Genomic DNA, 17,816 nt, shown 5'->3' on the forward strand with positions numbered 1-17,816 from the left:
AACCGGCCCTACCCGCTCGTCAGCTCATGCACAGCCGCTTCTGGAGGTCTGTCATGCCTGATCCGCTGATTCCTACTCAATTTATTCGACACAATATTCATCTGCATGCCCTTCTGGTTGAAAACCAAGCTTGGTTCAGCGCGTGCGATTTGGGGCGTTTGATGAGTAAGCACCTCGATGAACGAATGACCCGCAAGCTTGATCCTGACCAGCGCAGGATGATGCTCATGCACATCCACGGCTTGACCGAAGAGCGTCTGATGCTGAGCGAGTCGGGCGTCTATGCCTTGCTGGTTTATCACTACTGTCCTGAGTATCGGTTGCTGCGTGAATGGATCACGCATCAGGTGGTGCCAACCCTGCGGGATGAGCGCTACTCGCATAAGGTGGAGCGGCCGATGTTGAGTGTGCTGGATTGGCCGAAGATGTCGCTCTGCATGCTGCACTGGCAGGATGAGCCATGGATTCGCTTGCGGGATATGCCAGCGGTGTTGGTGGATGATCCGTTTAGCCAGCATGAATCTTGGTGGCGGAAAGCCTCTCGGATTATGCGAGGGTTTTGAGCGTTCAAGCAGAAGCCGTCGTCCGTGTTCGGGCGGCGGTGTTTGTTTGGGGATGGAATTGGGGCTGCTGCGCAGCCCAGCGGGAGCAAGCTCCCTCGCCACGGGAGTTGAGGCGGCTACCCGGCAAGCTCCGTAATTTTGAGAGCACCAGTGCCAGTCCAGCTTGTTGGACAAAAGACCCAAGGAGACATGTAATGACGAAAAAAATAAGAACTGAGGCCTTCGAGTCGATTCACAGCTCGGCCGAAGCGCTGCTGAAAATCGGCGCTATCGACATGGCCACTATGCGGGAGTTCGATGAGGCCTGCATAGCCGAGGTGTCTGCTGAAGTCTTAGAGCAAGAAGACTCGTCTGAACTCAGAGCTGGTCACCCTCAAAATCATCAATGATTTCTTTGGAGGAGCGGTCAAACTCTGTCGACATCCAAATCTTCCCCTTCAACCGCCCAGGCTTGCGCGCCAACGGTGTAACAGTATGGGGCAGCAAATCCAGATAAGGCGTGCCGGCCTTGGTGATTACCACCCTGTCGCCCTACCATGCACGTGCACCCAGTTGAAAGAGCTGGGACTTTGCCTCGTGTAGGGTTACTCGCAGTTGCTCGCTCATACACCGCTCCATTGATTTAGGTGGACCAAGCTTGAGTGCTCGATAGGTTCTAGCTGACGCTTCTAGTCGCTGTCCTGAGGAAATGTCACTTAATCGGTCGCACCCTTGCCCCCATCCTTGGTCTTCGTAACAACGCTACCGAACTGCGCTGCGGTTTTGCGTCGGGGATTAGCGCCGCGAACAGGCGTTTCAGGATCCGCTTTTCGTTTCTGTGGAGGCGGTGCGTAGATGGATGTTGCAGCCTTCGTCAGCCCCAGTCGCAGCCCGAACTTTCTCAGAATACATTCGAGCGTGTTGATGGTCGGGTTACCCTTGTCCTTCTCGATCTGGTACAGGGCCTTGGTCGACATCTTGCACATGACAGCAAAGGTTTCCTGATCCAGCCCGGTCACTTCAAGCCGTAGTCGGCGGATAGCGGTTCCCAGGGTTTCAATTCCCGTCACATGCTGCATGACGATGTCGGCAATAATCTCCCTGCGTTGTTCGACGGTTGTCTCTTTCATCGAAGTTTCCTAGTCGCTGTTTCCGGCATTTTATTGCCGACTATATGAGAGATCGGGCTATAACCGGCACTATAGTTCCGATTGCTCCGTGTAAGGAACTGCAGAACGGGGGCTGCTTCGCAGCCCAACGGGGATAAATCTCCTCGCCACGGGTTGCTGTCAGGGCGCAAGTAGAGGGCAGGCTTGATGGTCGGGTTGGTTTTGGGCATCGCGAGCAGGCTCGCTCCTACAGAGTTTTGTGGTGTGTCTGAAACTTTGGGTGCAGCCCGCCGCGTCCTTCGGTATTAATACACTTCCTCTCACGGACCCGAGCCCCGATGAAATTCGACACTGCCTACTGCCTCAGCCTCGATGCCAAGCTTTCGATCTATGACGTTCGGGATCTTAATTTCGACGAGACCATGGCATTCGACTCGGCCAAGGAGCGCTTTCAGTGCCCCAACGATGTGTGTCGGGCGGCGTTTGATGAGGAGAATCGGCTGACGACGTTCAACGCCAAGAACGTCAATTACATCCGCACGCCACATTTCAAGAATCAGCCAACTACCCGGCATATCGAGGGTTGCCCGTATGTCAGTCCGAAGACGCCGGGGTTGGGGGTGGGGAGTGGCGAGGCAGAAACGGATGACGGCCGTGAAGAGCATTTCCCGTCGGAGCTGTTACTGACTCGGCGTGAGTACATTCGCAAGCCGCCGGATCAGCCGAAGAATGTTGATGCGACTCGGCCCACGTCGAACCTTCCATCGTCCCACGGTGACAACGCCCATTCCGCTCAGGACTCGACGCCCGACAAGACCAGCGTCTTCGCCCATCCGGTGGAATGTTTCGTCTCGAATTTCGACAACAAGGATCTGCTCAAGCGCATGCCGCTGAAGATTGGCGAGCACACCGCGCCCTACAGTTCCTTTTTCAAGAAGATCGACTTTTTGCTGGATAACAAGGGACTGATCTACTGGGGCAAGATCAAGCAGATCAAGGATTACACACAAAGCTTTCGCATCGATTTCGAAGCGAAGGTCTGGTTCAAACAGCCGGACGAGGCGAAGAAGAAGCCTTACTCGGTCAACGTCTACCTGAGCAAGAAGCTGATCGATAACTACCGCAAGCGCAAGGCGTTCCTGGAAGAGATCAAACACGCCATCGACAGTGACGCGCCGTTGTATTGCTTCTTTTATGGCGTGACGCCGGAGTTGCAGCAGGTGCCGAGCAAGAAGAACCCCGAGCAGACGTTCGGCGTGTTCAGTGCCAATATCGAGAACCTGGATCACTTCATTATTCGGGAGGCGCCCGGACTGACTGAGTCGCTTTAAAAAAGCCAGGGCCTTGATTCGGGCAGCAAATTCCCGACCTTCAGTTCATTGCGTTTCCCGGGCAAGTTCGCGTTCGTACGCCCAGATCTCCTGTTTCACTTCAATGTGCCGCTCATGTGCTGCCTGGGCCGCTGATTCATCCAGGCCGCCATAACGTCGTAACCAGTGAACAATCATCTCTTCATCCGGGTACTGATAGCCCTTGTATTCCTTACTGCCTCTGGGGACGTCGTTCATGCTGCCATCAAAGCGGCCGGCAGAGACCTCATTAGAGGGTAACGTGCCCCATTCAGCGGCGCAGTCCTCGAACGTCCAGGAAATCTCGCTGATGTGCTTTTGCGCACCGCGATGACCGCCCCTGTAAAAAACGTATTCGCGACAGCTCTCCTGGAAACGCTCCATCATCAGTTCGTCGTCAACCCAGTCAAGAAGATCGTGCAGCCCCGCCTGACGCATCAGGCCTTCTATCCATCGTTCGGAAAACCGCCGGATAAAACCTTCGATGTCAGCCTTTTTAGCATCGGCGAAAATCATGCAGTAGCGGGTTCGTACGTGGATGACGAACAACACGTGTTTTCGTTGCACAGTGATCGCATGAACGAGCCATTGTTCGGCAAATTCACCCAGCTCATCGTCCTCGATAACAGGCGATGGTGGTCTTTCCACCGGGGTGATTTTCTTGCCTTTGCTCACACGGCTGAAAAAGTTGCTGGCTGCTTCGGTGCAGTTGAAGATCAACATTTTGGCTCTCGGAAATGCTGGAAATATTAGGCGTCTTCGGCCCATTCAATCTCGAAGGGTTGGCGAATAGCGTCAGAAATCCTCTCACGTAGCTCCTCGTTCAGAACCGCCAGTTCCTGATCGCTCAGCAGATCATATGCAACCAGCAATCTCAAAGAGTTTCGTCGGGTACTAGGTCACGCACCGATCACCCGGCCGGAAATGACCGCTGGTCATTGATCAAGAAAATGAGATTGAAGCGGGATCAAAACAACTGTACAAAAACACAGTATTTTTGAATCCACAGCTTTGGAGTACCCCCATGGCCTCTCTCGCAATCAAAACCACCCTGGAACGCATCGCCGTCTATCAATTCACCCCTGCCCACAGCGCACAGGCCCGAGCCATGCTGGGGTGGAGTGTCGACGAGCTGTCCCGTGAATCCGGGGTCTCGGTCCAGGCCATCCGACGTTTCGAGGCGGGCGGCGAGTTGCTCGATGTCACCCGCCTGGCCCTGGCGTTTCGATTCGAGGCCGAAGGCCTGGTGTTTTTCCCCGGCTTCACTCCTGGGCGCGGCATGAATATCAAGGGCGCGACGCCCAACCCGATGGAGCGGGCGGACTACGCCATGATCGAGTAGCGGCCCGCTATCAAGCCACGCCGGTCTGGTTCTGATAAACCGAGGGCTCCACGTCCAGCCACCAGGCGCGACCCCGTTGCGGTTGCGCCAGGTTGAAGGCCTCGCCCATTTGTGGCGTGGTGATGCTGACGTTGCGCTCCCAGGCCAGGGCCAGGATGCGGTCGAAAGGCTCATACCAAGCGTGCATCGCCAGGTCGAACGTGCCGTTGTGGATCGGCAGCAGCCAGCGGCCCTTCAGGTCGATATGTGCTTGCAGCGTCTGCTCCGGCTGCATGTGGACGTGGGGCCAGTCGACGTTATAGGCGCCGGTTTCCATCAGCGTCAGGTCAAAGGGGCCGTATTGCTCGCCGATGCGTTTGAAACCGTCGAAGTAACCGGTGTCGCCACTGAAGAAGATCCGCGTGGCGCCGTCGATCATGACCCAGGACGACCATAAGGTGCTGTTGCTGTCGAACAGGCCACGTCCGGAAAAGTGCTGGGATGGCGTAGCGATGAACTCGATATCGTCCACCTCGGTGCCTTGCCACCAATCCAGCTGACGCACCTTGCTGGCATCGACGCCCCATTTGATCAGGGTGTCGCCGACGCCAAGAGGCGCCAGGAAGTGGCTAGTCTTGGCCGCCAGCTTGAGGATGGCCTGATAATCGAGGTGGTCGTAATGATCGTGGGACAGGATCACCGCTTCGATCGGCGGCAATTCTTCCAGGCTGATGGGCGGCTGATGAAAACGCTTCGGACCGGCCCACTGCACGGGTGAGGCACGCTCGGCGAACACCGGATCGGTCAGCCAGAACTTGTCTCGCAGCTTGAGCAGCACCGTGGAATGGCCGAGGCGGAAGACGCTGTGGTTCGGTGCGGCCAGCAGAGCGTCCCGGGTCAGCGGCTTGACCTCGATGGTGCCTGCGGGCCGTGTGGTTCGCGGCTTGTGAAAAATCATGTTCCAGATGACGCGCAGGGTCGTACCGAATCCTTCGCGCGGAGTGAAGGCATGATTGCGAAACTTGCCTTGCTCATGCCGTGATGAGGGGTTGTCGGTGCGAAACGAGGGAGTGGTCATGGTGCGATAACTCCAAGGGCGTCAACGCAGATGCGCTTCGCCGTCGTGGGACGCTGGATGGCCGTTGCATGCACGCTCAGCCGCTTGGCAAAAATTACACCGGACGGTGTAGTTTCTAGATTGCATGAATCCCGGGAGCAAGTAAACTGCCGAGTGTAAGTTCTCCCTTTCCAGCCGACGAGTGCCCATGACCGTACCGCAACGCCTTACCGAGCGAAAACGCGAAGCTATTCTCCAGGCCGCGATTGCCGAATTCCGCAGCAGCGGCTTCGAGATCACCAGCATGGACAAGATCGCGGCGACCGCGGGGGTGTCCAAGCGCACGGTGTATAACCACTTTCCAAGCAAGGAAGAGCTGTTCGCCGAGATTCTCAATCGGTTGTGGAACAGCATCACGGCGGAACAGCTCACGCCCTACGATTCGCAGACACCACTGCGCGATCAGCTGCGAACGCTGCTCCACGCCAAACTGCAGATGCTGGCCGACGAGAATTTCCTCGACCTGGCGCGCATCGCCATCGCCGCTACGATTCATTCCCCCGAGCGGGCCCAGGACATGGTTGCGCGCATGGGCGAGCGTGAAGAAGGCCTGACCGTCTGGGTTCGCATGGCCCAGGCCGATGGCCGGCTGAAACCCGTCGACCCGGCATTTGCGGCCCAGCAGATGCACGGGCTGATCAAGACGTTCGCTTTCTGGCCGCAGATTTCCATGGGCCAACCAAGCCTGGCGCCCCATGAACAGGCGCAGGTGATCGAATCGGCACTGGATATGTTCCTCGCCTGCTACCAGCTCTAAACCTCAGTTCAGCCGCAGGTTGCGCCCCAGCTCGTCGAACAGCGTCACCACCGAGCGCAACGCGCGGCAATCCGGCCGGGTCAGCAACCAGAGCGCCGTGTCATACCCGGCCAAGGGCTCGCCAATGGGCGTCAGGCCCTGATTGCCATCGATCAGGAAATCCGGCAGCGCCGCAACGCCCAGACCGGCTCGCACCAGTTCAGTCACAGAAAGCATGCTGTTGCAGCGATAGGCAGGCACCACGCCAGGCAAGTGCTGGCGGCGCCAGGTCACGGTGGGGTGATCCGGCAGGAAATCGTCCGGCGCGATCCAGGTCATGGCGGCCAGGTCATCCGCATTGGCCGAGGACAAATACGTGGCGCCGGCACATACCCGGTAAACCACGGGGCCCAGGTTTCGACCCACCAGATGCTCCGGCGGCGTGCGGGTCAGCCGCAAGGCAATATCCGCATCGCGACGGCTCAGGTTGGCGAAGTCGTTCGTGGTGCTCAGTTCCAGGGTCAACGCCGGATAGGCGGGCATGAACCGCGCCAACGCGGGCAGGAGCAATGCCTGCAGCACCGAGTCGGTACAGGTCAGGCGTACTGTGCCGCTCACCACGTTGCCGCCCTGCTCCACCCCGACACGCGCGGCTTCCAGCGCCTGCTCAGCGCGCTCGGCCTGCTCGGCCAATGCCTGCGCGAGGCTCGTGGGTAAATATCCGGAACGGCTTTTCTCGAACAAGGGCTGGCCCAGGGCCGCTTCCAAACGGCGCACCGAGCGGAAAACCGTCGACACATCCACCTCCAGCAGCCGCCCGGCCCGGGCCAGCGAGCCGCCACGGACCAGCGCCAGGATCAGGCACAGGTCGGGATATCCCAGTCGATATTGCGTCGCTGCATTGAACACTTGGGTAAACGCCAATATTGATTGCGTGAACGCCAATCTATAGTGGCGACCAGGAATCAACAAGCGGCCAGACTCTCATGGAAAAAAAGCGTCCCATCCACATCGCCCTGATCGGCGATCATGACCCGCAAATCACCGCTCACCAAGCGATCCCCCTCGCACTTGAGCTGGCTGGCAAGCAAACCAGCCATGACATCGGATTCCAATGGCTGGCCACCGATCTCATCGTCGATGACACGCTGCTTTATGACTTCGATGGCATCTGGTGCGTGCCCGGCAGTCCTTACCGGAACGAAAGCGGGGCCTTGCAAGCCATCCGTTTTGCCCGCGAACAGCGGCGCCCGTTCCTCGGCACCTGCGGTGGTTTTCAGCATGCCGTACTGGAATATGCCCGCAATGTGTTGGGTTGGACCAACGCCGCCCATGGCGAAACCTCTCCAGAGGCGGAACGGGCGCTGCTGACGCCGCTGAGCTGCGCCTTGATCGAAACCATCGACAGCCTTCAGCTCGAAGTGGATTCGCTGATCGCCAAGGCTTATGGCTGCGCGACAGCGTTCGAAGGTTACCGTTGCCGCTTCGGGGTCAATCCGCATTTTGAAAAGGATTTGCTGAATGGACACTTGCACGCCGTGGCCCGAGATTCGGCCGGGGACCTGCGGGCCGTAGAGCTGCGCGATCATCCGTTTTTTGTCGCAACGCTGTTCCAGCCTGAACGTGCCGCGTTGGAAGGCCGGGTGCCGCCGCTGGTCAAAGCGTTTGTCGAAGCCTGCGCGAAGAAAATGCCATGAACGGCCATTATTACGCAGTGATCTTCACCTCCCTGCGTACCGAAGGGGACCAAGGCTACGCCGAAGCCGCCGAACGCATGCTGAACCTTGCCCGAGAGCAGCCCGGATTCCTGGGCGTCGAATCGGCCCGTGGCGATGATGGTATGGGAATCACCGTGTCCTACTGGAGCGATGAAGCAGCGATCCTGGCCTGGAAGCAGCATCCGGAACACCGCGCGATCCGTGAGCGTGGGCGCTCCACCTGGTACAGCCAATGCCATACGCGGGTGTGCAAGGTCGAACGGGACTATGCCTTCCAACGCTAAACCTGATGCCAGGAAACAAAACACAAAACCTGTGGGAGCGAGCCTGCTCGCGAAGGCGGTATGTCAGCCACCGCGATGTTGACTGACCCAACGCCATCGCGAGCAGGCTCGCTCCCACATTGGTCCGCATTGAACCCAGATATCGGGCTCGCCCCCCCCCCTGTGGGAGCGAGCTTGCTCGCGAAGGCGGTATGTCAGCCACCGCGATGTTGACTGATCCAACGCCTTCGCGAGCAGGCTCGCTCCCACACGGTTCTCGGTTCAGTTCAGGTTTTGTAGCTCAACCTCCCACCATCTGCCGCACCGCTACGATTTCCGGCAAGTCTTGGCGGGCCATGTACACCCGCAGCGGTTCGGTAAGGTTGATCCGGTCGTCGATGTTCTGGTCCAGCAGCAGTTGGATTCGCTCGCGCTTGAGCGCCATGGCGCCATCTGCCGCAGGGGTCCAGACGAATTCGCAAGTGGGGATGATGCCGCTGGCGGCCACGTCCATGCCAAAGGAGTCTTCGCTGAAACGCACGATGTAATGGCTGGTCTTGCGATTCAGGCCAACGAAGCCCCTGAGCTGGTCCGCGGCCTGGCAGATGAGTGTCGAAGTGGTGCGCATGGTAAACCTCATGGATGCGTCCCGAGAGACGTCTGATCGATGGTTTACACGCAAGGCAGGCGAACAGTGAGGTTTCCCTCTACCGGGGAAACTGGTGTGACCAAGGGTACTTCAAAGCGGCTCGAAAATGCGTGGGAAAATTCCTCTTGCATAGGTCAATGTCGGTATGGCGATAGCGTCCGCAGCGTTCAATTGTTAAAAGAGAGGTTTTACAGAACCCACGAAAGGAACTCGAGCATGCCCGTCACCTTTACCCGTAGCGCGTTGATGTTGAGCCTGATGCTCGGTTTCGGCCCGGCACACGCCGCCGAAGTGCCAAGTCCGAAGGCCCTGGCAACCCAGCAGGGCATCCCCCATCCCGCGGTCATCGCCCATCGCGGCGCCTCGTTCGATGCGCCGGAGTCCACCGCCGCGGCCTACAAGCTGGCCCGTGACCTGGGCGCTGATTACCTTGAGCTCGACCTGCAACGCAGCAAGGATGGCGTGCTGTTCGTCCTGCACGACGATAGCCTGCTGCGCACCACCGATGTCGCCACCAAGTTTCCCGAGCGCAAGGACAGCACCGCCAACGAATTCACCATGGCCGAACTCAAGACGCTGGATGCCGGCAGCTGGTTCAACGCGGCCTACCCGGAGCGTGCGCGTCCTGCCTTTGTCGGCCTGAAGATCCTGACCCTGGATGAGGTCATCAATATCGCCGAGGGCAACCCGCAACAGAAGCCCGGGCTTTACATCGAAACCAAGGAACCGAAGCTGTTCCCGGGCATCGAGCGCGACCTGAAGGACAAGCTCCAGGACCGTGGCTGGCTGAGCCCGTCCGGTTCCAAGCTGGCCAAGCGCGCCCTCGGTGTGGGCCAGGGCAAAGGCAAGGTGGTATTGCAGACCTTCGAAAAGGGCAGCCTGGAACTGCTGCACAAGGAAATGCCCAAGGTGCCGAAAATCCTGTTGCTGTGGGTCGGCGAAGGCAATATCGAGCCCAAGTCCAAGGTGCCGTTTGCCGAGTCCGGCGAGACCGACAAGGCGGTTTACTACGCGAAACAGGAGCCCAAGGACAAGGCCGAATTCGAAAAATGGGTCCAGTACGCCAAGGCCCAGGGCGCCATCGGCACCGGCCCTTCGGCAGCATTGACCCACGGCGGCAGCCAGAGTTATGCGGATCTGGTGAAACCCTGGATGAACCAGTACACCCACGATCAGGGTTTGCTGGTACATGTCTATACGGTGGATGAGCCGGTAGACTTCAAGAAAGTCATGGATGCCGGTGTGGACGGCATTTTCACCAACCGGGCCAGCGAATTGCTCAAGTACTTCAAACGTCCTGAAACAGGCAGCGTGACGCAACTTCTGCAGAAGAACGGTTACTGACGGACAGCAGCGGATCGGCGCATTCGCTGCAAGTTTTCCGAATTAAGGGTGAGTTAAGTTGCCAGAGATAATCTGAACCCACTTAAACGAATCAACCTTAACGACACCAAGGAAAGACAATATGAAAACTTTGACTGCCCTGTTCACCGCTGCCGCCCTGACCCTCACCGCCGGCCTGGTCCATGCTGATGTACGAATCGACCAGGTTCCTCAGTTGGTCAAGGACGGCAAGATCAAGTCGCTGGAATCGATGAATGCCGAAGCCCTGAAGTTGCACCCAGGCGCTACCATCACCGATACCGACCTGGACAATCACTTCAACGGGTACGAATATGAAGTGGAACTGAAAACTGCCGATGGCAAAGAGTTCGACGTTGACTTCGATGCAACAACCGGCAAAGTCCTGAGCAACAAACAAGATACTTAATCAGTCGTACAAAGAAGCCGCGCAACTTCCAGGTTGCGCGGCTTTTTTGCATCCGAAAATAAATCGCTGCTGACCCGCCAACCCAGTCCAACCGTCACAAAACCTTCAAACAACCCTGCAATGATGCCGCTCAAGTGAACCTGCCGTCACCACGGCAGGCACTCCCGCCAGCGAGCCCGCATGAATCACAGCATCGATCAAAGCCACCGCGATCCGGATCTGTTCGGCCTGCTCTACGGGTTTCGCTTCCGCCCCGGCGAGCGCGGGCAAGAGATCGATTCGGCCCAGGCGCTGCGATGCCTGCAGCAACCGGAGGACGCCGACGAATTCCTCTGGCTGCATCTGAACCTGGCTCATGCCGCTTGCGAGCGCTGGATGAAAAACCATCTGGCCTTGCCCGAGGAGTTTTTCGAAGCCCTGCACGAAGGCTCGCGCTCGACCCGCATCGAGCACGTCGACTCGGCCTTGCTGGCCGTGGTCAACGATGTGGTATTCAACCTCAGCAACCTGGTGTCTTCGGACGTGTCCACGTTGTGGGTTTGCGTTCATAGTCGGCTGATAATCAGCGCACGCCTGCAGCCATTGCACTCGGTGGACAAGCTGCGTTCGTCGGTCAAGGCTGGCGAGTGCTTCCGTTCGCCGCTGGAACTGCTCGTGCACTTGCTGCGCGACCAGGGCGAAGTGCTGACCCAGATCGTGCGCAAGACCAGCCTCAGCGTTGACCAGATCGAAGACCAGTTGCTGTCCTCGCGGGTGTCCAACAACCGCGCCGAACTGGGCAGCCAACGGCGGATACTGGTGCGCCTGCAACGCCTGCTGGCATTGGAGCCGGGTTCGTTGCTGCGTCTGCTCAATCGCCCGCCACAGTGGTTGCAGAAAGAAGACGTCAAGGAGCTGCGCAAATCCACCGAGGAATTCGCCCTGATCATCAACGACCTCACCGCGTTGGGCGAGCGGATCAAATTGCTGCAGGAAGAAATCGCCGCCAACCTCAATGAACAGAGCAACCGCACGCTGTTCACCCTGACCGTGGTCACGGTGCTGGCCTTGCCCATCAACATTATTGCCGGTTTTTTTGGCATGAATGTCGGCGGCGTGCCGCTGGCCGATGATGCGCACGGCTTCTGGATTCTCGTTGCACTGGTGGCGACGTTCACGCTGATCGCCGGACGCTGGGCGTTCCGCAAGCGCCGTGATTATTGAATCGATCCCTGTTTGCCGCTCGTATGAGCTTTTGTGGCGAGGGAGCTTGCTCCCGCTCGGCTGCGCAGCAGTAAGTTTTTTCCTGATGCACCGCATTGAATGGCTAAAGGGCTGCTACGCAGCCCAGCGGGAGCAAGCTCCCTCGCCACAGGTGTCAATCAGGCCCTATTCCAAACGGTCAATGCACTCAAGCACTCAACCGTGCCGTCACTTCATTCAACTGCCCGGACAACCCGTGCAGATCCCGACTCGCCGCTTCGGTGCGCTGCACGTTGTCCAGGTTGGTGCTGGCGATGCAGGTGATTTCCGTCAGGTTGCGCGAGATGTCCTCGGCCACCGAGGTCTGCTCTTCCGCCGCCGTGGCGATTTGGCGGTTCATGTCGCGAATCGCTTCGACTGCCTGGGTGATGCGTTCGAGCATCTCGCCGGCCTGGGTCACCTGCTCGACACTTTCCTCACTGCGCGACTGCCCGCTTTCGATGGCCTGGGCCGCGTCCACCGCCCCGGTCTGGACGGTCTGGATGATCTGATTGATCTCGATGATCGACGACGCCGTGCGTTGAGCCAGGCTGCGCACCTCATCGGCCACTACCGCAAAACCACGCCCCGCCTCACCGGCCCGTGCGGCTTCGATAGCGGCGTTTAGGGCCAGCAGGTTGGTCTGTTCGGCGATCCCGCGGATCACTTCCAATACCTTGCCGATGCGCCCGCTATCAGCTTCCAGACGACGAATCACCGTGGCCGTGTTGGCAATTTCGCCACGCATCTGCGTGATGGTGTGGATAGTGCCTTGCATCACTTTCTCGCCCTGCTGCGCCGAATGATCGGCGTCATCGGCAGCGCGCGCCGCATCAGCGGCATGGCGGGCAACTTCCTGGGCGGTGGCGGACATCTCGTTCATCGCCGTCGCCACCTGATCGGTACGCTCGAATTGCTCGCTGGTGCCCTGGCTCATCAGGCTGGCAATGGCATTCAACTCGCCGCTGGCACTGTCCAGCTCGGTGGCGCTGCGTTGCAGGCGGGTGAAGGTTTCGGCAAGGAAATCGCGCAACGTGTTGGCCGCCAGGGCCAGGTCGCCCAGTTCATCCTGGCGCGTGCTGGTGACACGCTCGGCGAAACGCCCGCGGCTCAGTTGCGTCACGTACTCGATCAGCTTACGGATCGGCTGCACCAGGTTGCGGTTGACCAGCCACAGACTCAGCAATCCGATCAACACGCCCGAGACGAGCATGATCACCGTCCCCAGTAGGATCGTGCGATCGGCACCGGCACTGATCAGCGCCGACTGCTCATCGCCCAGTTTATGCAGCTCGACCACCAGCTCGCTCATCTGCTCGCTGGTCGCACGGTCCACGCCCTTGACCGCGGCATCACCTGCCGCCGCGTCGCCGCCGGCCGTTACAAACGCATCACGACCCTTTTGATAGGCCGCGCCCAGTTGAGCATGTTCGCCTCGCAGGCGTTCGATGCGCGTCTTGATCTGCGCCGGAACACCCTCATGTTTGATCAGGTCGCCAAGGATGCCCTGGACATCGCGTTGACGGTCTTCGAATTGCTTCCAGTATTTCTCCAGATCCGCCGGCTGCTTGCCACGCAGCAGCACGTTTTTCCATTCCTGGACTTGGACCTTGAATTGCAGGTTGGCCTCGTCGATCAATTGCGACGCACGCAACGGCCCGTCGATCAGGTTGCGATAATTCTGGATGCCATCGGAAAGGAAATGGAAGGACGCCAGGGCGATCAGCAGCATTGCCAGCAAGCTGCCGCTCAGCAACGCCAGAATCTGGGCTTTCAGGGATTTCTGTAAAAACATGGAGTCGATCTCTCGGCAAAAAGGACCGTCCGTGTCCAGGGTCCACTGTCGCAACTGAACGTGCGGGATATAGCATGCCATCGGCACGCATACCCTGTTCTTGAGCCTTGGCGACCACCGGTAACGGCGTCGTTTTCCGCGAGTGAACATGACCTGTCCGGACAACTCCTTTTGTCGCTCCGCCTGGATTTAAAAGTCTTTTTGTCATTTCTTCTGGGGTATCCTGCCCACGCTTTGTACAAGCGCGGATCTACCCGATCGATCAACAGACTTTGCGAGGAGCGCGAAATGCACGAGATTCCGAATCTCCCCTTCCCAAGCCTGCACGAACCTGAGCAGACGCCCACGCTACAAGCCGGGGGGCAACCCGACGCCCAGCAACCCGAGCCGCCGCAAGCCACTGAACGCCGCCAGGCCGACAGCGAAGACTGATACACCCGCACCAACAGACTGTGTGGAAAGCGCTAAGATGCGCTTTCCACACCGCCTGAATCCGAGCCCTGCACCATGACCGATGACACCTCCTCCTTCAGCCCGGCCCAGGCCAGCGTACTGATCGACACCGCCGAGAAAATGGTCGACATCTGGACCCGTCTCTCACCCGAGAAACAAGCCGCCCTGCTGGCCCGCTTCGGCACGGAAGAAAATGCCCTGGCCGCTCTCGTCACCACGCATCTGGTCGCTGGCAGAACCCCTGGCGAGACGCCGTCCGGCAAATAGTTCTACTTTTCCAAGCTTCGCCCGCACGGTCGCCGTTATCATAAGCAGCCTATCTATCCAGCTGCCCCGTGGACCTTTCACCCATGCCAGATTCCCAGCGCCCCTTGGCGGTCACGCTGCAAGTCGTCTCCATCGTCCTGTTCACCTTCATCGGTTATCTGAACATCGGTATTCCCTTGGCCGTACTGCCAGGCTTCGTTCATGGCGAGCTGGGCTTCGGCGCGGTGATCGCCGGGCTGGTCATCAGCGTGCAGTATCTGGCCACCCTCCTCAGCCGGCCTTATGCGGGGCGCATCATCGACAACCTGGGCAGTAAACGGGCGGTCATGTTCGGCCTGGCCGGATGTGGCCTGAGCGGCGTGTTCATGCTGGTCTCGGCCTGGACCGCGGGCATGCCTGCCCTGAGCCTGAGCAGCCTGTTGATCGGACGCCTGGTGCTGGGCAGCGCGGAAAGCCTGGTGGGTTCAGGCTCGATTGGCTGGGGCATCGGCCGGGTCGGCGCGGCCAATACCGCCAAGGTGATTTCCTGGAACGGTATCGCCAGCTACGGGGCATTGGCGATCGGCGCGCCGCTGGGGGTCTGGCTGGTCAAGTCCCTGGGGCTGTGGAGCATGGGCGTCAGTATCATCCTGCTGGCGGTGCTCGGGCTGGCACTGGCCTGGCCGAAAACCGCCGCGCCGATCGTCACGGGTGAACGCCTGCCATTCATGCATGTGCTCGGGCGCGTGCTGCCCCATGGTTGCGGCCTGGCCCTGGGCTCCATCGGTTTTGGCACCATCGCCACCTTCATCACCCTGTATTACGCCACCCGGCATTGGGATAACGCCGTGCTCTGCCTGAGCCTGTTCGGTGCGAGTTTCATCGGCGCACGCTTGCTGTTCGGCAACCTGATCAACCGTCTCGGTGGCTTCCGGGTGGCGATCGCCTGCCTCTCGGTGGAAACCCTGGGCCTGCTGCTGTTGTGGCTGGCGCCGGATGCGCAGTGGGCCCTGGCAGGGGCGGCGTTGAGTGGTTTCGGGTTTTCGCTGGTATTCCCGGCGCTGGGGGTGGAAGCGGTCAACCTGGTACCGGCCTCCAGCCGTGGGGCGGCGGTGGGCGCGTATTCACTGTTTATCGATTTGTCGCTGGGCATCACCGGTCCGTTGGCCGGCGCGATTGCCGCGGGTTTCGGCTTTGCCTCGATCTTTCTGTTCGCCGCGCTGGCAGCCCTGGGTGGGCTGGCATTGAGCGTCTACCTGTATCGCCAGGCCCCTCGGTATCGCGAGGAGCGGGACAGGCACTAGAAGTCCACCTTGCCGCACCCGGCCTTGATCGACCCGCGCTTGGTCTTGGATTCGAGACGGCGTTTTTTCGAGCCCAGGGTCGGTTTGGTCGGACGGCGTTTCTTTTCGACCTTGGTGGCGCTGAGGATCAACTCGACCAGGCGCTCCAGCGCATCGGCCCGGTTCTGCTCCTGCGTGCGGTATTGCTGGGCCTTGATGATCAATACGCCGTAGCCGGTGATGCGACTGTCGCGCAGGGCCAGCAGCCGCTCCTTGTAGAACTCGGGCAGCGACGAAGCCGGGATATCGAAGCGCAAGTGCACGGCGCTGGAGACCTTGTTGACGTTCTGCCCGCCGGCGCCCTGGGCGCGGATGGCCGTCAGCTCGATCTCGGCGTCCGGGATGTGCACGGTGTTGGAAATGACCAGCATGGAAAGCGTCCGGTGTCAGGCTCCACAGGATACCGCGAATTCCCCATCCACCCCCTGCACTTTGGGAATCGTTGGGAACACAAACTCTGTGAACACTGCAGGACCAATGTGGGAGCGAGCCTGCTCGCGAAAGCGGTGGGTCAGTTGTAGTGATATTGACTGTACTGCCGCCTTCGCGAGCAGGCTCGCTCCCACAGGGGGTTGTGTTTGGCGTTCAATAACAAACCCGGCACTTGGCCGGGTTTGTTTTACTGGCGAAAAACCTACTTGGCGGCAGCCGCCCCGGCCAGTTCATGCCGGGCACTGCGCTTGTTCTTGATCACGTAGCACACCCACATGAACACCACCCACACCGGAATCGCGTAGACCGAAACCTGGATGCCCGGGATCAGCAGCATCACGCCGAGGATGAACACCACGAATGCCAGGCAGACGTAGTTGCCGTACGGGTACCACAGCGCCTTGAACAGCGGCGTCTGGCGAGTCTGGTTCATGTGCTGGCGGAACTTGAAGTGCGAGTAACTGATCATCGCCCAGTTGATCACCAGAGTGGCGACCACCAACGACATCAGCAACTCCAGCGCATGCTGGGGGATCAGGTAGTTCAGCAGCACCGCCACCAGAGTGATCGCCGCCGAAGCGAGGATCGACCGCACCGGCACGCCACGCTTGTCGATTTTCGCCAGCGCCTTGGGCGCATCGCCCTGCTCGGCCATGCCCAGCAACATGCGGCTGTTGCAGTAGGTGCCGCTGTTGTACACCGACAGCGCGGCGGTCAGCACCACGAAGTTGAGGATGTGCGCCGCGGTGTTGCTGCCGAGCATCGAGAACACCTGCACGAACGGACTGCCACTGTAGGCATCGCCAGAGGCGTTGAGGGTGGTCAACAGACTGTCCCATGGTGTCAGCGAGAGCAGCACCACCAGCGCACCGATGTAGAAAATCAGAATCCGGTAGATCACCTGGTTGATGGCCTTGGGGATCACGGTTTTCGGCTTGTCGGCTTCGGCAGCAGTGAAACCGAGCATCTCCAGGCCGCCGAAGGAGAACATGATGATTGCCATGGCCATCACCAGGCCGCTGACGCCGTTGGGGAAGAACCCACCGTGGGACCACAGGTTGGTAACCGAGGCCTGTGGGCCGCCATTACCACTGACCAGCAGGTAACTGCCCAGGGCGATCATTCCGACGATCGCTACCACCTTGATGATCGCGAACCAGAACTCAGCCTCGCCAAACACTTTGACGTTGGCCAGGTTGATCGCGTTGATGAGGATGAAGAACGCTGCCGCCGAGGCCCAGGTCGGGATGTCCGGCGCCCAGTAATGGATGTATTTGCCGACGGCGGTCAGCTCGGACATGCCCACCAGGATATAGAGGATCCAGCAATTCCAGCCCGACAGGAACCCGGCGAAACCGCCCCAGTATTTGTGTGCGAAGTGACTGAAGGAACCGGCCACCGGCTCTTCGACAATCATTTCGCCCAACTGGCGCATGATCATGAACGCGATGAAGCCGCAGATTGCGTAGCCGAGGATCATCGACGGGCCGGCTGATTTCAGCACCCCCGCCGAGCCGAGGAACAGGCCGGTACCGATTGCGCCACCGAGGGCGATCAGTTGGATGTGGCGATTTTTCAGGCCGCGCTTCAGCTCGCCTGAATGCGTATTTTCTACAACGGTCATGCGTCACCTATTTGTTTTTATCTGTGACGAAATCGGACCCGTCACGCTTGTGGCGTGGCGGAGTGAACAAGGCGGATAACCTTGAAAGTGCGTGGGTACGCGAAGGGTCACAGTAAAACGCGGCGCA

The 17,816-nt window shown here is 59.3% G+C and carries 22 protein-coding genes; 13 read left to right on the top strand and 9 right to left on the bottom strand.

All coding sequences use genetic code 11. From position 1 onward, the window contains the following. Positions 1-53: 53 nt before the first annotated feature. Complete coding sequence (locus J3P97_RS20520; RefSeq protein ID WP_434672648.1) at positions 54-563, top strand: BRO-N domain-containing protein; 510 nt, start codon at positions 54-56, stop codon at positions 561-563. Between the two features lie 194 nt (positions 564-757). Beyond that, on the top strand, positions 758-952 hold the full coding sequence (locus J3P97_RS20525) for a DNA-binding protein (RefSeq protein WP_434672649.1): 195 nt from the start codon (positions 758-760) through the stop codon (positions 950-952). A 306-nt stretch (positions 953-1,258) separates the two neighbouring features. On the opposite strand, the gene J3P97_RS20530 is transcribed toward J3P97_RS20525, so the two are convergent. Beyond that, positions 1,259-1,672, bottom strand: coding sequence for a helix-turn-helix domain-containing protein (locus J3P97_RS20530; RefSeq protein ID WP_434672650.1), 414 nt, complete (start codon positions 1,670-1,672; stop codon positions 1,259-1,261). A 317-nt stretch (positions 1,673-1,989) separates the two neighbouring features. Between J3P97_RS20530 and J3P97_RS20535 the strand changes: the two genes are divergently transcribed. Continuing rightward, positions 1,990-2,982, top strand: a complete 993-nt coding sequence (locus J3P97_RS20535) for a hypothetical protein (protein ID WP_434672651.1) — start codon at positions 1,990-1,992, stop codon at positions 2,980-2,982. A 45-nt stretch (positions 2,983-3,027) separates the two neighbouring features. On the opposite strand, the gene J3P97_RS20540 is transcribed toward J3P97_RS20535, so the two are convergent. Then, entirely contained in the window at positions 3,028-3,723 is a 696-nt protein-coding gene (locus J3P97_RS20540) for a DUF6933 domain-containing protein (protein WP_434672652.1), read from the bottom strand. Between the two features lie 301 nt (positions 3,724-4,024). Here J3P97_RS20540 and J3P97_RS20545 point away from each other — a divergent pair, with 301 nt between their 5' ends. After that, positions 4,025-4,342 (top strand): helix-turn-helix domain-containing protein, encoded by a 318-nt coding sequence (locus J3P97_RS20545; protein ID WP_434672653.1) that lies wholly within the window; start codon positions 4,025-4,027, stop codon positions 4,340-4,342. Positions 4,343-4,352: 10 nt separating this feature from the next. Here the strand turns inward: J3P97_RS20545 and J3P97_RS20550 are convergent, their stop codons facing one another. Next, positions 4,353-5,399, bottom strand: coding sequence for an MBL fold metallo-hydrolase (locus J3P97_RS20550; RefSeq protein ID WP_434672654.1), 1,047 nt, complete (start codon positions 5,397-5,399; stop codon positions 4,353-4,355). A gap of 187 nt (positions 5,400-5,586) precedes the next feature. On the opposite strand from J3P97_RS20550, the gene J3P97_RS20555 reads away from it, so the two are divergent. Beyond that, complete coding sequence (locus tag J3P97_RS20555) at positions 5,587-6,195, top strand: TetR/AcrR family transcriptional regulator (RefSeq protein ID WP_434672655.1); 609 nt, start codon at positions 5,587-5,589, stop codon at positions 6,193-6,195. 3 nt (positions 6,196-6,198) lie between these two features. On the opposite strand, the gene J3P97_RS20560 is transcribed toward J3P97_RS20555, so the two are convergent. Then, positions 6,199-7,146, bottom strand: coding sequence for a LysR family transcriptional regulator (locus J3P97_RS20560; RefSeq protein ID WP_434672656.1), 948 nt, complete (start codon positions 7,144-7,146; stop codon positions 6,199-6,201). Between the two features lie 14 nt (positions 7,147-7,160). Here J3P97_RS20560 and J3P97_RS20565 point away from each other — a divergent pair, with 14 nt between their 5' ends. Together J3P97_RS20565 and J3P97_RS20570 are read left to right on the top strand one after the other, a co-directional pair. After that, complete coding sequence (locus J3P97_RS20565; RefSeq protein WP_434672657.1) at positions 7,161-7,871, top strand: CTP synthase C-terminal region-related (seleno)protein; 711 nt, start codon at positions 7,161-7,163, stop codon at positions 7,869-7,871. Further along, positions 7,868-8,176, top strand: coding sequence for an antibiotic biosynthesis monooxygenase family protein (locus J3P97_RS20570; protein ID WP_434672658.1), 309 nt, complete (start codon positions 7,868-7,870; stop codon positions 8,174-8,176). Before J3P97_RS20565 ends, J3P97_RS20570 begins: the two co-directional genes overlap by 4 nt. A gap of 280 nt (positions 8,177-8,456) precedes the next feature. Here the strand turns inward: J3P97_RS20570 and J3P97_RS20575 are convergent, their stop codons facing one another. After that, positions 8,457-8,783: a DUF2025 family protein gene (locus J3P97_RS20575; RefSeq protein WP_434672659.1), complete on the bottom strand. Its 327-nt coding sequence runs from the start codon at positions 8,781-8,783 to the stop codon at positions 8,457-8,459. A 237-nt stretch (positions 8,784-9,020) separates the two neighbouring features. Here J3P97_RS20575 and J3P97_RS20580 point away from each other — a divergent pair, with 237 nt between their 5' ends. Beyond that, the gene (locus tag J3P97_RS20580) at positions 9,021-10,148 is read left to right on the top strand and encodes a glycerophosphodiester phosphodiesterase (protein ID WP_434672660.1); all 1,128 of its coding nucleotides are present in this window, start codon (positions 9,021-9,023) and stop codon (positions 10,146-10,148) included. A gap of 121 nt (positions 10,149-10,269) precedes the next feature. After that, positions 10,270-10,575, top strand: coding sequence for a PepSY domain-containing protein (locus tag J3P97_RS20585; protein WP_434672661.1), 306 nt, complete (start codon positions 10,270-10,272; stop codon positions 10,573-10,575). Here the strand turns inward: J3P97_RS20585 and J3P97_RS20590 are convergent. Next, positions 10,572-10,709 carry a hypothetical protein gene (locus tag J3P97_RS20590; protein WP_434672662.1) on the bottom strand — a complete coding sequence of 46 codons (138 nt, stop codon included), beginning with the start codon at positions 10,707-10,709 and terminating at the stop codon, positions 10,572-10,574. The two genes, J3P97_RS20585 and J3P97_RS20590, sit on opposite strands and share 4 nt — an antisense overlap. 46 nt (positions 10,710-10,755) lie before the next feature. Between J3P97_RS20590 and J3P97_RS20595 the strand changes: the two genes are divergently transcribed. Further along, positions 10,756-11,778, top strand: coding sequence for a transporter (locus J3P97_RS20595; RefSeq protein WP_434672663.1), 1,023 nt, complete (start codon positions 10,756-10,758; stop codon positions 11,776-11,778). A gap of 187 nt (positions 11,779-11,965) precedes the next feature. Here J3P97_RS20595 and J3P97_RS20600 read toward each other — a convergent pair whose 3' ends face one another. After that, positions 11,966-13,591: a methyl-accepting chemotaxis protein gene (locus J3P97_RS20600; RefSeq protein ID WP_434672664.1), complete on the bottom strand. Its 1,626-nt coding sequence runs from the start codon at positions 13,589-13,591 to the stop codon at positions 11,966-11,968. Between the two features lie 288 nt (positions 13,592-13,879). On the opposite strand from J3P97_RS20600, the gene J3P97_RS20605 reads away from it, so the two are divergent. The 3 genes from J3P97_RS20605 (at position 13,880) to J3P97_RS20615 (ending at position 15,594) form a co-directional block, all read left to right on the top strand. Further along, positions 13,880-14,023 carry a hypothetical protein gene (locus J3P97_RS20605; RefSeq protein WP_305499286.1) on the top strand — a complete coding sequence of 48 codons (144 nt, stop codon included), beginning with the start codon at positions 13,880-13,882 and terminating at the stop codon, positions 14,021-14,023. Between the two features lie 75 nt (positions 14,024-14,098). Continuing rightward, entirely contained in the window at positions 14,099-14,311 is a 213-nt protein-coding gene (locus J3P97_RS20610) for a hypothetical protein (protein WP_434628911.1), read from the top strand. An 83-nt stretch (positions 14,312-14,394) separates the two neighbouring features. Continuing rightward, positions 14,395-15,594, top strand: a complete 1,200-nt coding sequence (locus J3P97_RS20615) for an MFS transporter (RefSeq protein WP_434601628.1) — start codon at positions 14,395-14,397, stop codon at positions 15,592-15,594. Here the strand turns inward: J3P97_RS20615 and arfB are convergent. Continuing rightward, on the bottom strand, positions 15,591-16,004 hold the full coding sequence (gene arfB / locus J3P97_RS20620; RefSeq protein ID WP_434672665.1) for an alternative ribosome rescue aminoacyl-tRNA hydrolase ArfB: 414 nt from the start codon (positions 16,002-16,004) through the stop codon (positions 15,591-15,593). The genes J3P97_RS20615 and arfB overlap by 4 nt on opposite strands. Positions 16,005-16,267: 263 nt before the next feature. Next, entirely contained in the window at positions 16,268-17,689 is a 1,422-nt protein-coding gene (locus J3P97_RS20625) for an amino acid permease (protein WP_434672666.1), read from the bottom strand. Between the last annotated feature and the right edge of the window lie 127 nt (positions 17,690-17,816).

Source organism: Pseudomonas sp. R1-15 (assembly GCF_051132085.1).
Taxonomy (GTDB): domain Bacteria; phylum Pseudomonadota; class Gammaproteobacteria; order Pseudomonadales; family Pseudomonadaceae; genus Aquipseudomonas.

What these genes read in the sequence shown, in the direction of transcription:
- J3P97_RS20550 (WP_434672654.1), bottom strand. Translation starts at nt 5,399, where the DNA reads ATGACCACTCCCTCGTTTCGCACCGACAACCCCTCATCACGGCATGAG.
- J3P97_RS20595 (WP_434672663.1), top strand. Translation starts at nt 10,756, where the DNA reads ATGAATCACAGCATCGATCAAAGCCACCGCGATCCGGATCTGTTCGGC.
- J3P97_RS20580 (WP_434672660.1), top strand. Translation starts at nt 9,021, where the DNA reads ATGCCCGTCACCTTTACCCGTAGCGCGTTGATGTTGAGCCTGATGCTC.
- J3P97_RS20520 (WP_434672648.1), top strand. Translation starts at nt 54, where the DNA reads ATGCCTGATCCGCTGATTCCTACTCAATTTATTCGACACAATATTCAT.
- J3P97_RS20540 (WP_434672652.1), bottom strand. Translation starts at nt 3,723, where the DNA reads ATGTTGATCTTCAACTGCACCGAAGCAGCCAGCAACTTTTTCAGCCGT.
- J3P97_RS20570 (WP_434672658.1), top strand. Translation starts at nt 7,868, where the DNA reads ATGAACGGCCATTATTACGCAGTGATCTTCACCTCCCTGCGTACCGAA.
- J3P97_RS20555 (WP_434672655.1), top strand. Translation starts at nt 5,587, where the DNA reads ATGACCGTACCGCAACGCCTTACCGAGCGAAAACGCGAAGCTATTCTC.
- J3P97_RS20615 (WP_434601628.1), top strand. Translation starts at nt 14,395, where the DNA reads ATGCCAGATTCCCAGCGCCCCTTGGCGGTCACGCTGCAAGTCGTCTCC.
- J3P97_RS20585 (WP_434672661.1), top strand. Translation starts at nt 10,270, where the DNA reads ATGAAAACTTTGACTGCCCTGTTCACCGCTGCCGCCCTGACCCTCACC.
- J3P97_RS20605 (WP_305499286.1), top strand. Translation starts at nt 13,880, where the DNA reads ATGCACGAGATTCCGAATCTCCCCTTCCCAAGCCTGCACGAACCTGAG.
- arfB (WP_434672665.1), bottom strand. Translation starts at nt 16,004, where the DNA reads ATGCTGGTCATTTCCAACACCGTGCACATCCCGGACGCCGAGATCGAG.
- J3P97_RS20600 (WP_434672664.1), bottom strand. Translation starts at nt 13,591, where the DNA reads ATGTTTTTACAGAAATCCCTGAAAGCCCAGATTCTGGCGTTGCTGAGC.
- J3P97_RS20610 (WP_434628911.1), top strand. Translation starts at nt 14,099, where the DNA reads ATGACCGATGACACCTCCTCCTTCAGCCCGGCCCAGGCCAGCGTACTG.
- J3P97_RS20575 (WP_434672659.1), bottom strand. Translation starts at nt 8,783, where the DNA reads ATGCGCACCACTTCGACACTCATCTGCCAGGCCGCGGACCAGCTCAGG.
- J3P97_RS20625 (WP_434672666.1), bottom strand. Translation starts at nt 17,689, where the DNA reads ATGACCGTTGTAGAAAATACGCATTCAGGCGAGCTGAAGCGCGGCCTG.
- J3P97_RS20530 (WP_434672650.1), bottom strand. Translation starts at nt 1,672, where the DNA reads ATGAAAGAGACAACCGTCGAACAACGCAGGGAGATTATTGCCGACATC.
- J3P97_RS20565 (WP_434672657.1), top strand. Translation starts at nt 7,161, where the DNA reads ATGGAAAAAAAGCGTCCCATCCACATCGCCCTGATCGGCGATCATGAC.
- J3P97_RS20525 (WP_434672649.1), top strand. Translation starts at nt 758, where the DNA reads ATGACGAAAAAAATAAGAACTGAGGCCTTCGAGTCGATTCACAGCTCG.
- J3P97_RS20545 (WP_434672653.1), top strand. Translation starts at nt 4,025, where the DNA reads ATGGCCTCTCTCGCAATCAAAACCACCCTGGAACGCATCGCCGTCTAT.
- J3P97_RS20535 (WP_434672651.1), top strand. Translation starts at nt 1,990, where the DNA reads ATGAAATTCGACACTGCCTACTGCCTCAGCCTCGATGCCAAGCTTTCG.